11 protein-coding genes are annotated in these 12,634 nt (G+C 72.3%); 2 read left to right on the forward strand and 9 right to left on the reverse strand.

Going from position 1 to position 12,634, the window contains the following annotated elements:
* Positions 1-5: 5 nt before the first annotated feature.
* Entirely contained in the window at positions 6-1,016 is a 1,011-nt protein-coding gene (locus tag D7147_RS16965) for a TAXI family TRAP transporter solute-binding subunit (RefSeq protein ID WP_120678688.1), read from the forward strand.
* A gap of 24 nt (positions 1,017-1,040) precedes the next feature.
* On the opposite strand, the gene D7147_RS16970 is transcribed toward D7147_RS16965, so the two are convergent.
* Positions 1,041-1,577: a hypothetical protein gene (locus D7147_RS16970; RefSeq protein ID WP_120678691.1), complete on the reverse strand. Its 537-nt coding sequence runs from the start codon at positions 1,575-1,577 to the stop codon at positions 1,041-1,043.
* The gene (gene dnaG / locus D7147_RS16975) at positions 1,578-3,446 is read right to left on the reverse strand and encodes a DNA primase (protein WP_120678961.1); all 1,869 of its coding nucleotides are present in this window, start codon (positions 3,444-3,446) and stop codon (positions 1,578-1,580) included.
* A 137-nt stretch (positions 3,447-3,583) separates the two neighbouring features.
* Here dnaG and D7147_RS16980 point away from each other — a divergent pair, with 137 nt between their 5' ends.
* The gene (locus D7147_RS16980) at positions 3,584-4,804 is read left to right on the forward strand and encodes a low temperature requirement protein A (RefSeq protein WP_158609363.1); all 1,221 of its coding nucleotides are present in this window, start codon (positions 3,584-3,586) and stop codon (positions 4,802-4,804) included.
* A 15-nt stretch (positions 4,805-4,819) separates the two neighbouring features.
* On the opposite strand, the gene D7147_RS16985 is transcribed toward D7147_RS16980, so the two are convergent.
* From D7147_RS16985 to ppdK, 7 genes are all read right to left on the reverse strand, one after another.
* Positions 4,820-5,071, reverse strand: a complete 252-nt coding sequence (locus D7147_RS16985) for a helix-turn-helix transcriptional regulator (protein WP_120678695.1) — start codon at positions 5,069-5,071, stop codon at positions 4,820-4,822.
* A gap of 10 nt (positions 5,072-5,081) precedes the next feature.
* Complete coding sequence (locus D7147_RS16990; protein WP_120678697.1) at positions 5,082-5,933, reverse strand: ABC transporter permease; 852 nt, start codon at positions 5,931-5,933, stop codon at positions 5,082-5,084.
* Positions 5,930-6,904, reverse strand: a complete 975-nt coding sequence (locus tag D7147_RS16995; RefSeq protein WP_120678699.1) for an ABC transporter ATP-binding protein — start codon at positions 6,902-6,904, stop codon at positions 5,930-5,932. Before D7147_RS16995 ends, D7147_RS16990 begins: the two co-directional genes overlap by 4 nt.
* A gap of 151 nt (positions 6,905-7,055) precedes the next feature.
* Positions 7,056-7,877 (reverse strand): siderophore-interacting protein, encoded by an 822-nt coding sequence (locus D7147_RS17000; RefSeq protein ID WP_120678701.1) that lies wholly within the window; start codon positions 7,875-7,877, stop codon positions 7,056-7,058.
* A 14-nt stretch (positions 7,878-7,891) separates the two neighbouring features.
* A complete protein-coding gene (locus D7147_RS17005; protein ID WP_120678702.1) occupies positions 7,892-9,166 on the reverse strand; it encodes a deoxyguanosinetriphosphate triphosphohydrolase in 1,275 nt (424 codons plus the stop codon).
* A gap of 54 nt (positions 9,167-9,220) precedes the next feature.
* Positions 9,221-9,571 (reverse strand): VOC family protein, encoded by a 351-nt coding sequence (locus tag D7147_RS17010; RefSeq protein WP_120678703.1) that lies wholly within the window; start codon positions 9,569-9,571, stop codon positions 9,221-9,223.
* A 198-nt stretch (positions 9,572-9,769) separates the two neighbouring features.
* Complete coding sequence (gene ppdK, locus D7147_RS17015; RefSeq protein ID WP_120678963.1) at positions 9,770-12,478, reverse strand: pyruvate, phosphate dikinase; 2,709 nt, start codon at positions 12,476-12,478, stop codon at positions 9,770-9,772.
* Positions 12,479-12,634: the final 156 nt, after the last annotated feature.

Below are 12,634 nucleotides of genomic sequence, written 5' to 3' on the forward strand. Positions count from 1 at the left end.
GCGGGATGAAGGTTCGGCTCCTCGCGGGCGTGGGCGTGCTCGCCGTCGCGGCCGCGGGACTGGCGGGTTGCGGTGGCCGGCAGGGTGGCGCGGCGGAGGACGACACCGCCAGCGAGGTCAGCTGCGAGGTGGACCGGGACACCCGGGTCGGCATCGCGACCGGCAACTCGACAGGCGTCTACTACGTGGTCGGCAACGCCCTCGCCGGTCAACTCCCCGACGCCACCGGCGGCCGGCTGAGCGGCACCGCCGCTGAGACGGGCGCCTCGGTGCAGAACATCGAGCAGCTGGTCGCCGGCCAGTACGACGTCGCCTTCTCCCTCTTCGACACGGCGGTCAACGCGGTCCAGGGCAAGGAGAGCTTCACCGCCGCCCAGCCGGTGCAGGCGCTGGCCCGCATCTACGACAACTACACCCAGGTCGTGGTCCGCAACGACGCCGGGATCTCCTCGGTCGCCGACATGCGGGGCAAGCGGATCTCCACCGGCTCGCCGAAGTCCGGCACCGAGGTGATCGCCCACCGGCTGCTCCAGGCGGCGGGGCTCGATCCGGCGAAGGACATCCAGGCGCAGCGGCTCGACCTCACCAAGACCGTCGAGGGGATGAAGGACGGCAGCATCGACGCCTTCTTCTGGTCCGGCGGGCTCCCCACGGGCGGGGTGACCGACCTGTTCACCACCGCCGGTGACCGGGTGCGGTTCCTCGACATCACCCCGTTGCTGCCGAAGATGGCCGAGCTGAACCCGGCCTACCAGGCCGGCACGATCGGCCGGGACGCGTACCGGACCGCCGCGGACACCCCGACCATCGTGGTGCCGAACGTGCTGCTGGTGCGGACGAACCTGGACGCGAACGTCGCCTGCGCCATCACCCGTACGGTCTTCGACCGCAAGGACGCGTTGGCGCAGGCGAACCCGGCCGCGAAGGGGATCTCGCTGGAGAACGCCCGGCGCACCGACCCGGTGCCGCTGCACCGGGGCGCGGAGAAGGCCCTGCAGGACCTGGGCGCCCGCTGATCCGCGGTCGCCGGCCGCTGCGGCTCAGACGTCGGCGGGGGCGGTAGCGGCCCGGGCCGCCTCCACCAACCGGTCGGTCTCCGCGGTCACCTCGGCGTCGTCGGGTGGGGTCCCCGGGTCGTAGCGGACGGTCCAGGTCAGGCCGTCGACGCCGGGGGCCCGCCGGGCGGCGATCCGGCCGGCGCCGCCGGGCACCCGGTGGTGCTGGGTGTACGCGACCGACCGGGTGACCCGCGCCCGCACCTGGTGCGGCAGGTCACCCGGGTCGAGCAGCAGGTACGTCTGCGGGGCGGCGTCGGCGACCACCAGGTAGCCGTCCCGCTCGCCGACGTGCTCGGCCACGGTGAGCGTCAACTCCCGGCCGGACCAGGTCGCCTTGATCAGCTCGTGCCAGCCCACCCGCTCCGACCGGCCGGGCAGCCAGATGCCGAGGTTGCTGGCGACCAGGACTCCGCCGCCCTCGCCGTTCCCGGCCGAGGCCCAGGCGAGCACCCGCTCGTCGCGGGCGAGGGGTGGCCGGTCGGCCGGGCGGAGCTTCGGTCGACGGTTGAACAGTCCCATCTACAGTCCTCCCGCGGCCTGCTCGCGCAGCGCCCGGGCGTGCTGTTCCAGCGACAGCAGTTCGCCGAAGAGCGCGAAGTACTCGTCCTTGTTGCTGATCGGGTTGATTCGCTGGATCCGGGACTTGAGGTCCTTGATCCGCGCGGTCACCGAACCCCACTGCAGCCGGGCCATGGTCACCGAGACGTACCGGGGGTCCGGCTCGCCGTCGATCCGCAGCGGTTCGACGGCGAGTTCCGCGACGAGGGCCTGGCCGGCCAGGTCGGCGCAGGCGTCCCGGACCGATTCGATCCACACCGCCCCGCCGGCCGCCGCCACCGCACCACCGGCCGCCGCGATCGCCTCGCGAACGGCCACGTGGACCGGGTGCCGGTATTCGGGGGCCTCCACCGCGTCGAACATCGGGCCGGCGAGCACCGGCTGCTGGAGGGCGAGCTTCAACGCCTCGCGTTCGACCATCGACTGCGGGCTGTCCACGCCGGGCTCGGCGGCCGGTCGGGGTGTCCGGGCGGGCGCCTCGCGCTCCCCCGCGCCCGAGGCGGCGGCCTGCACGGCCCGCTGCACGGGCTCGATCTCCATGCCGAGGTCGCCGGCGAGCTTGCGGACGTACTCGGGGCGCTTCTCCCGGTCCTTGATCTTGGCGACCAGGGGTGCGGCCCGGCGCATCGCCTCCACCCGGCCGTCGACGGTGTCGAGGTCGTGGCGGCTGATGACGTGTCGCAGCGCGAAGTCGACAAGCGGTTCGCGGCGCGCGACCAGGTCGCGGACGGCGAGGTCGCCCTTGGCCAGGCGCAGCTCGCACGGGTCCATGTTGTCGGGGCTGACCGCGATGAAGGTACGCCCCACGAAGCGCTGGTCGTCCTCGAAGGCGCGCAGGGCGGCCTTCTGCCCGGCGGCATCCCCGTCGAAGGTGAAGATAATCTCGCCAGCCACCGCGTCGGTGTCGAGCAGGAGCCGGCGCAGCACGCCGATGTGGTCGGCGCCGAAGGCGGTGCCGCAGGTGGCCACGGCCGTGGTGACGCCGGCCAGATGGCAGGCCATCACGTCGGTGTAGCCCTCGACGACGACGACCTTGCCCTGCTTGGCGATCTCCCGCTTGGCCTGGTCGATGCCGTAGAGGACGTGCGACTTCTTGTAGATCGGCGTCTCGGGGGTGTTCAGGTACTTCGGGCCGTCGTCGTCGTCGAAGAGCTTGCGCGCCCCGAAGCCGATCACGTCCCCGGTGAGGTCCCGGATCGGCCAGAGCAGCCGGCGGCGGAACCGGTCGATGAGCGAGCCCGACCGGGCCGGGCGGGACAGCCCGGCGGTGACCAGCTCGTCGGCGGTGAACCCACGTTGGCGCAGATGCTTGGTGAGCTGGTCCCACGCGTCGGGGGCGAAGCCGCAGGCGTAGCGCTCGGCCGCCGCCCGGTCGAAGCCGCGCGCGGCCAGGAACTCGCGGGCCGGTCGCGCGCCGGCCGTGGTGAGCTGGGACTGGTAGAACTCGACGGCCGCGGCGTGCGCGGCGACCAGCCGCTGCCGCTGCCCCTGCTGCGGGCGGCTCCGCGACGGGCCCGAGTCCGTCTCCAGGTACCGCAGCTGGATCCCGGCGCGGCCGGCAAGCCGCTCGACCGCCTCGACGAAGCTGAGGTGGTCGGCGTCCATCAGGAATTTGATCGCGTCGCCGCCGGCGCCGCAGCCGAAGCAGTACCAGACGTTGCGCGCCGGGGACACGTTGAACGAGGGGCTCTTCTCGTCGTGGAACGGGCACAACCCCTTGAGGTTGCCGCCACCGGCGGACCGGAGCGTCACCGTCTCGGAGATGATCTCCTCGATCGAGGTGCGTTCCCGGACCAACGCGATGTCCTCGTCCCGGATCCGCCCCGCCATCTCCGCCACCTCCTCGGCCTACATCCTGCCCTGCCGGGCCGACGATCGTGCCCCCGGGGGCACGGCGTGTGGCGGGGGCCGCGAGCGAGTCGCCGGTTCCGCCACCGGGATCGCCCGGCTACGGAAATCATGACCAGGTGCGGACGGTACGGCCCGATGACGGTTCCCGGTGGCGGTGGTTGACCGACCGCCTGGTCCAGAGCCGTCCCGCGGTCCTCGGGGACGAGGCCGGGCACCGGCACGCCAGCTGGCTGGAGCTCTTCTTCGACGTGGTCTTCGTCTTCGCCCTGGCCGCCGTGGCGGGCCGGCTCGGACACGATCCGACACCACGGCTGACCAGCGTGCTCGCCGCCGCCGGGATCTTCGTGGTGGTGGAGTGGGCCTGGGTGGGTCACGTCTACTACGACACCCGGTACGACCCGGACGACAGCGTGCACCGGCTGATGATGCTCGGCGCGCTGCTCGGGGCGGGTGCGATCACCCTCGGCGTCGACGAGGTGCCGAAGGGGCTCCTCTTCCCGGTGGGCTACCTGATCGTCCGGGGGGTGCTCCTCCTGCTCTACCTGCGGGCGCGACCGACCAGCGAGGGCGCCCGGATGGTGACCACGGTCTACCTGATCGGGTTCGGCGCCGGTTGGCTGATCTGGCTGGTCTCCCTCTTCGTGCCGTCGCACCTGCGGCCATGGTTCTGGGTGGTCGGCATCTGCGTCGACCTCGCCACCCCGTGGGTGGGCTACCGGCGGCTCAACCGGTTTCCGGTGGACGCCCGCCACCTGCCGGAGCGCATCGGGCAGTTCACCATCATCGTGCTCGGCAGCTCGGTCGCGGACCTGCTCGGGGCGATACCGCGCTACCCGGGCACGATCATGATCCTGTACGCGGCGCTCGCCTTCGTCGTGCCGGCCTGCATCTGGTGGATCTACACGGCGTTCGTGGGCACCGGGGTCGGCGTCGATCGGCTCAAGGCCGGGCACGCGTACTCCTACATCCACACCCCGCTGCTCGGCGCGTTGCTGCTGCTCGGCTGGGCCCTCGGCCAGACGGTTCGCGTGATCGACTCCGACGCGACCCGGATGTCGATCGAGCTGCGGCTGGTGCTGGCCGGTTCGCTCTTCGTCTGGATGGGCTGCGAGCTGGCCCTGCGCGCGCTGGTCGCGTCGATCAGCGGGGAGCGCTGGGCGGTTGCCGCGTACGGAGTCACGTCGGTGGGACTCGTCGTCTTCCTGGTGCCGTCGCCGGCCCTGTTGCTGGCGCTGCTCGCCGCGGCGATGCTCGGGTACGCGGTGCTGCGTACCCGTGAGCTGAACCGGTTGAGCCGCGAACACGCCCACACCGGGGCGTCACCCGGGCGGAGCTGACCCGGTGTGGCGGGCTCACGCCGGGCGGCGCGCCCCCGTGGCGGCGTCCCCGATCCGGGGGAACGGCTCGATCGAGAAGACCACCTCGACCGGCACCTCGAAGTACGCGGCGATCCGCAGCGCCAGGTGCAGGCTGGGGCGGAACTCGCCGCGCTCCAGGTAGCCGATGGTCTGGTAGTGCACACCCAACGCGTCGGCGAGCTGCCGTCGGGAGATGCCCCGCTCGGCCCGCAGCACCGCGAGGCGGTTGTGCACGGTCTCGCTCATCGACGCCCTCTCAGAAGACCTGCCGCATGGCCCGTTCCCGGCGGGCGGCCACCCGCGAGCCGGACTCACGACGGGCCATCCGCCGCAGCACGACGGGCGCCAGCACCAGTCCGAGCACCGCCCACGAACCGAGCACCCCGAGCGTCTCCAGGTGCCGCCACGACCCGCCGAGCTCGACCGCGGCCAGCGCGTCCGGCAGGAGCGCCGAGCGCATCCCCAACCCTAGCCAGTAGATCGGAAAGACCTGCGCGACGGCCTGGAGCCAGCCCGGGTAGCCGTTGATCGGGTAGAAGATGCCGGAGAGCGCGATGAGCCCCATCATGGGCAGCATGACCAGCCCGAGGTTGCGGGCGCTCTCGATCAGCGACCCGATGACCGCGCCGAGGGGCAGGGTCGCCACCAGGCCGAGCACCGCCACCCAGAGCAGGGTGAGCCAGGCGCCGGCGCTGGTCAGCCGGAGCCCGTCCACGAGGAAGAGCGACGGTACGAGCTGGATCAGCATGCTCGCCAACGCGGTCGTCGACATCAGGGTGAGCTTGCCGACGAGGTAGCCGAGCATCCCGTTCGGAGTGGCCTTCGCCCGCAGGAGGGTGCCGTCCTCCCGTTCGACGACGAGCTGCTGCGCCAGCGCGATCAGGCCGCCGAAGGCCAACCCCATCCCGAGGGCGCTGGGCAGTGTCCGGGCGCCGAGCGAGAAGTCGGTGCCGGGCACCGTCGAGCCGCGCATGAAGAAGATGGTGACCACCAGGATCAGGGTGGGAAAGAGGTAGCCCCACAGGTCCTGTGCGTTGGTGAAGGTGTTGCGCAGCTCGATCGCCCCGCGCCGGAATCCGGCCCGGACGGCCACTGTGGTCGGGCTCATCCCTGGCTCCCCTGCTGCCACGCCCGGGCCGCCCCGCCGTCGCGGGCCCCGGACTCCTGCTCGTAGACCAGTGCCATGTACGCGTCCTCCAGGCTGGGCCGGCGGACCTCCAGCTCCTGCACCTCGTCGCCGTGCTGCCGGAACAGTTCACGGAGGAAGGCGGTGGCGTCGGCCGCGGAGTGGACGAACCGTTCGCCGTCGCGGCTCCAGCGGATCTCCGCGTTCCCGGCGATCCGGCGGGACAGCTCGTCCGCCGAGCCCTCGGCGATGATCCGGCCACCGGCCAGGATGAGGATCCGGTCGGCGAGCTTCTCCGCCTCGTCCAGGTCGTGCGTGGTGAGCAGGATCGTGGTGTCGTCCAGGTCCGCCAGCCGGTGCACCAACTCGTGGAACTCGCGCCGGGCGGCCGGGTCGAAGCCGACCGTCGGCTCGTCCAGGAAGAGCAGCTCGGGGCGGCCCACGATGCCGACGGCCACGTCGAGCCGGCGGCGCTGGCCGCCGGAGAGCTGGCTCACCCGCTTGCGGGCGTGCTCGGCGAGACCGACGGCGTCCAGCAGCTCCGGCACCGGCCACGGCCGGCGGACCCGGTCGGTGGAGTACGGGGCGTAGAAGCTGCCCAGGTGGGTCAGCAGCTCCTGGACGCGCCACCTGCCGTGGTCGCGCCAGGACTGGAGCACCACGCCCATCCGGGCGCGCCAGCGTTCGTCGCCCCGGGCCGGGTCGACGCCGAGGACGCGGAGCTCCCCGGCGGAGCGCATCCGGAAGCCTTCGAGGATCTCGATGGTGGTGGTCTTGCCGGCGCCGTTGGGGCCGAGCAGCGCGAGGACCTCACCCCGGCGGGCCGTGAGGTCGACACCGTGCAGGACGTCGACGGTGCCGTAGCGCATGCGCAGGTCGCGCACGTCGAGGACGAGGTCCCCGTCGGGCGGGGGCGGGGCGGCAACGGTTCCGGGGAGCTCGACGGCGGTCATGGCCCTCCCTAACTGACGAATCACTGCGCCAGAATGTAGCAGACCTACTACGTCTCGGGGTAGGACCGCTGCCATCGGCGGATCTCCGAACCGCCGCCGGAGACACCGGTGGGGTGGGACCGAAGCCCCACCCCACCGTGCGTACGTCGGCTCAGGCGGCCGCCAGCGCCTCCTCGGCCTCGGCCTGCTGCCGCCACTCGGACTTCCAGGCCCGCCAGCCCTCGTCGTCCATGCCCCGCCGCCAGTAGCCGGAGATGGAGAGCATCTCCCGGGGTATGCCCCGCTCGATGCGCAGCAGCCGGCGCAGCTCCTTCACGAACGTCGCCTCACCGTGCACGAACGCGTGCACCGCCCCGGGCGGGAAGTCGAGCGTCCGCACCGCGGCGACCAGCGCCTCGCCGACCGGCCGGGCGTCCCGGTGCAGCCAGTGCAGCTCCACGTTCCCCGGGCTGATCAGGGGCAGCTCGTCGGCCGGGCCGTCGACCTCGACGAAGACCTTCGCGGGCGCACCGGCCGGCAGCCGCTCCAGCGACGCGGCGATCGCCGGCAGCGCGCTCTCGTCCCCGACCAGCAGGTGCCAGTCCGCCTCCGGACTCGGGGCGTACCCGCCACCGGGGCCGATGAAGCGCACCGGGTCGCCGGGGCGCAGCGCCGCCGCCCACGGCCCGGCCAGCCCCTCGTCACTGTGGTGCACCACGTCGACGGTGAGCTCGCCGGCCTCCGCGTCCCAGGCCCGCACCGTGTACGCCCGCAGCCGGGGCCACTGGGCACGAGGGATATCGCCGAGGTCGAGCGGGGTCGGGTAAGCCACACCGGGCTGCAGGAAGACCAGCTTGATGTAGTGGTCGGTGCAGTGGCCCAGGGGCAGGCCGGTGAGCTCCTCACCACCGAGGACCAGTCGGATCAGGTGCGGGGTGAGCCGCTCGGTGCGCAGGACCCGGGCGGACTTGACCTTCGTGCGGCGCTCCGTCATGCGGTTAGGCTACCCTAACTTCCGATGCCGGTTCGGCGGGGTACCTCATCCGTGACCAGGCGATCGTGCCAGGCCACGGCCGCCGGATCGGTGAGCGAGGCGACCTGGTCGATCACCACGCGCAGCCGCGCGGTGTCGTTCGCGGCCGCCCGCCAGAGCGGGGCGAAGACCGGGTCCAACCCCTCCGGCGCCCGGGCGAGCAGGGCGGCGACCAGCTCGGCGAGGACCTGCCGCTGCCAGTCGTACCGGGCGTGCGCACCGGGGCGGCGCATCACGTAGCGCAGCGCTATCCCCTTGAGCAGCGCGCAGCGGGCCCGCACCTCCCGTGGCACCACCAGGTCGGCCCCGTACCGGCGGTGCGGGCCGGCGCCGAACCGCTCCTCGGTGGCGGCCACCGCGGCGGTGACGAAGCGGCCGGTCAGCACGCTCGTGGTGGCTTTGAGCGCCGCCTGGGCGCGGTGGCTGCCGTCGTACCCGGCGAGCGGGGCGAGCGCCGGGTCGGCGAGGAGTTCGACCAGCACCGCACCGAGATCCGCCGGCGACTCGCCGGAGTAGATCTCCGCCACGTCGGCGCAGAGCGCCGCCCGCTCGTCGGCGTCGTCGAGCAGCGGCCGCAGTGACACGTACCCGCCGTGGATGCCGTCCTCGACGTCGTGGACCGAGTACGCCACATCGTCCGCCCAGTCCATCACCTGCGCCTCCAGGCAGCGCCGCTCCCCGGGTGGCGCGCCCGCGCGGACCCAGCCGAACACCTCGGCGTCGTCGGTGTACACCCCGAACTTGCGTCGGCCGGGACTGCGCGGCCAGGGGTACTTGCCGACGGCGTCGAGCGAGGCCCGGGTCAGGTTCAGGCCGGCGGAGGAGCCGTCGGGGGCGAAGACCTTCGCCTCCAGCCGGATCAGCACCCGCAGCGTCTGCGCGTTGCCCTCGAAACCGCCGCACTCCCCGGCCAGCAGGTCCAGCGCGGCCTCGCCGTTGTGCCCGAACGGCGGGTGCCCGAGGTCGTGGGCGAGCCCGGCCACGTCGACGACGTCCGGGTCGCAGCCCAGCCGGGCACCCATCTCCCGGGCGATCTGCGCCACCTCCAGCGAGTGGGTCAGCCGGGTACGCAGGAAGTCGTCGGTGCCCGCCGTGTGCACCTGGGTCTTCGCGGCCAGCCGCCGGAAGGCCGCCGAGTGCAGCACCCGGGCGCGATCCCGCTCGTACGGGGACCGGCCGTGCCCGGTGTCCTTGGGCGTCTCCGCGACCCGCCGCTGCGCGTCCGGCGCGGCGGACGGTTGCCCGCTCAACCGGTCGTCCGAGCGCCCGGGCCGAAGTCCCCGGCCCGGACTTCGACAGCCGACCTAGTCACGTTGCCGCAGCACGCAGAACTCGTTGCCCTCCGGGTCGGCGAGCACGGTCCACTCGACGTCGGCCTGCCCGATGTCGACGTGCCGGGCACCCATGTCGACCAGCCGCTCGACCTCGGCCTCCCGGTCGTCCGGACGCAGATCGATGTGGAGGCGGTTCTTGGTCTCCTTGCCCTCGGTGGCCGGCACGAAGACGATGCCGGGCAGCCGCTGCGACGACTGTCGGATCTCCACCTCGTCGGGCTTCTCGGTGACGAGCTGATAACCGAGGGCCTCGGCCCACCACCGGGCCAGCCGCGGCGGGTCGTGGGCGTCGACGGTCAGGCTCTCCCAGACGCTGGTCATGCAGCCACCCTTCCGCATCGACGGAGTACGAGCGAGCCAAGGTTACGCCCGCGACCGCCGTACGGCGCGCCGGCGATCCCCGCTCGCGGAGTGACAGTTCCCGGGTCGGGGCCGGGTGAATCCGCCTCGGCGACCCGGATCGGGTGGCGTTGAGGACCGCCTGCGGCGGGGCGGACGGCGCCCCGCCGCAGGCGCGGCTCAACGGCTGTCCGAGCCGGCCGCCTCCAGGACGGCCCGGCCGGCCTCCAGCCGCGCCACCGGCACCCGGAAGGGCGAGCAGGAGACGTAGTCCAGCCCGACGGAGTGGAAGAAGTGCACCGAGTCGGGGTCGCCGCCGTGCTCACCACAGACGCCCAGCTTGAGCCCGGGTCGGGCGGCCCGCCCCTCCTCGGCGGCGATCCGGACCAACCGGCCCACACCCTCCGCGTCGATCGACTCGAACGGCGAGATGCCGAAGATGCCCAGCTCCAGGTAGCGCCAGAAGAACGCCGCCTCCACGTCGTCGCGGGAGAAGCCCCAGCCCATCTGGGTGAGGTCGTTGGTGCCGAAGGAGAAGAACTCGGCGGCCTCGGCGATCTGCCCGGCAGTCAGCGCCGCCCGGGGCACCTCGATCATCGTGCCGATCAGCACCTCGACGCCGCTCTCCCCGACCACCTCGGTGATGATCTTTTCGGCCTCGGCGCGTACCGTCTCCAGCTCCTGCACCGCGCCGACCAGCGGCACCATGATCTCCGGGAGGGCCGACCCGCCGTCCCGGACGACCGTGACGGCGGCCTCGACGATCGCGCGGACCTGCATGGCGAAGAGGCCCGGGATGACCAGCCCGAGGCGTACGCCGCGCAGGCCGAGCATCGGGTTCTCCTCGTGCATCCGCCGCACCGCGGCGAGCAGCGCCTCCTCCTTGGCCACGTCCTCACCGCGCTCCTGGGCGACCGCCACGTTCACCGCGAGCTGCTCCAGCGGGGGCAGGAACTCGTGCAGCGGCGGGTCGATCAGGCGGACGGTGACCGGCAGCCCGTCCATCGCTCGGAAGATCTCCACGAAGTCGGCCCGCTGCAGCGGCAGCAGCGCGGCCAGCGCCTGCTCACGCTCGTCGTCGGTGCGGGCGAGGATCAGCCGCTCGACCAGCTCCCGCCGGTCGCCGAGGAACATGTGCTCGGTACGGCACAGGCCGATGCCCTGCGCGCCGAACCGGCGAGCCCGCGCCGCGTCCTCGGCGGTGTCGGCGTTCGTCCGCACGGCCAGGCGCCGCCGCTGGTCGGCGTGGGTCATGATCCGGTGTACGGCCCGGACCAGTGGGTTCTCGCTGCGCTCCGGCTCGAGGTTGCCCTCGAAGTACTGCACCACCTCGGAGGGCATGACGGGCACCTCGCCGAGGTAGACCTTCCCGGTGGTGCCGTCGACCGAGATCACGTCCCCCTCCCCGACGGTGTGTTCCCCGACGGTGAACCTCCGCTGCGGGACGTTGACGTCCAGCGCGTCCGCACCGGAGACGCAGGTCTTGCCCATCCCCCTTGCGACCACCGCCGCGTGGCTGGTCTTGCCGCCCCGCGAGGTGAGGATGCCGTTGGCGGCGATCATGCCGTTCAGGTCGTCGGGGTTGGTCTCGCGGCGGACCAGGATCACCGACTCACCCTGAGCGGCCAGCTCGACCGCCCGGTCGGAGCTGAAGACCGCCTTCCCCGAGGCCGCCCCCGGTGAGGCCCCGACGCCCTTCGCCACCGGCTCGAACTCGTGGTCGAGCCGGAACCGCGGGAACATCAGCTGGGCCAGCTGGGCGCCGTTGACCCGGTGCAGCGCCTCGTCCAGGTCGATCAGGCCCTCGTCGACGAGCTGGCCGGCGATCACGAAGGCGGCGGCCGCCGTCCGCTTGCCGACCCGGGTCTGGAGCATCCACAGCTTGCCGCGCTCGATGGTGAACTCGATGTCGCAGAGGTCGCGGTAGTGCTCCTCCAGCCGGGCCATGTAGCTGAGCAGCTCGTCGTAGGAGGTCTTGTCGATCCGCTCCAGCTCCTGGAGCGGGACGGTGTTGCGGATACCGGCCACGACGTCCTCGCCCTGCGCGTTGGCGAGGTAGTCGCCGTAGATGCCCTGCGCGCCGCTGGCCGGGTCGCGGGTGAAGGCGACGCCGGTGCCGGAGTCCGGCCCGAGGTTGCCGAAGACCATCGCCACCACGTTGACGGCCGTGCCCAGGTCGGCCGGGATGCGCTCCTGCCGGCGGTAGACCACGGCCCGCTCGGCGTTCCACGACTCGAAGACCGCCCGGATGGCGAGGTCGAGCTGCTCCCGGGGCGCCTGCGGGAACTCGCGCCCGGTGTGCTTGGCGAAGATCTTCTTGTACGCGTCGACCAGCCCACGCAGGTCGTCGGCGTCCAGGTCGAGGTCGTCGGTGGTGCCCTTGGCGCGCTTCGCCTCGTCGAGCGCGTGCTCGAACTCCTCGCCGGGCACGTCGCAGACGGTCTTGCCGAACATCTGGATGAGGCGGCGGTACGAGTCCCAGGCGAAGCGGTCGTTCCGCCCGGCCTGCGCGCTGAGGCCGATGACGCTGCGGTCGTTGAGACCGACGTTGAGGACGGTCTCCATCATCCCGGGCATCGAGAACTTCGCGCCCGAGCGGACGGAGACCAGCAGCGGGTCGTCCGGATCGCCGAGCCGCCGGCCCATCTCCCGCTCCAGCGCCTCCAGGTGCGCCTCGATCTGGTCGGCGAGCCCGGCCGGCTCCTCACCGGTGGCGAGGTACGCCTTGCAGGCCTCGGTGGTGATCGTGAAGCCGGGCGGCACCGGCAGGCCGAGGTTGGTCATCTCGGCCAGGTTGGCGCCCTTGCCGCCGAGCAGGTCCTTGAGGTCCTTGTTCCCCTCGGCGAAGTCGTAGACGTACTTGTGGTCCACCGTCTCTTGCGCTGCCACCAGAGCCTCCCGCACGCCATCGACACTTAACGAAGGTTCAGTTCGGACATACCCCGGGCGCGATCACCGTTAATCCCGGTGTCGTCAGCAATCGGTGGGCGAAGGCTAAGCGAACAAAGCGTGGACTGGGACCGTTCGGTGACAATAGGCACAGCC

The organism is Micromonospora musae, from assembly GCF_003626545.1.
Taxonomy (GTDB): Bacteria; Actinomycetota; Actinomycetes; order Mycobacteriales; family Micromonosporaceae; genus Micromonospora; species Micromonospora musae.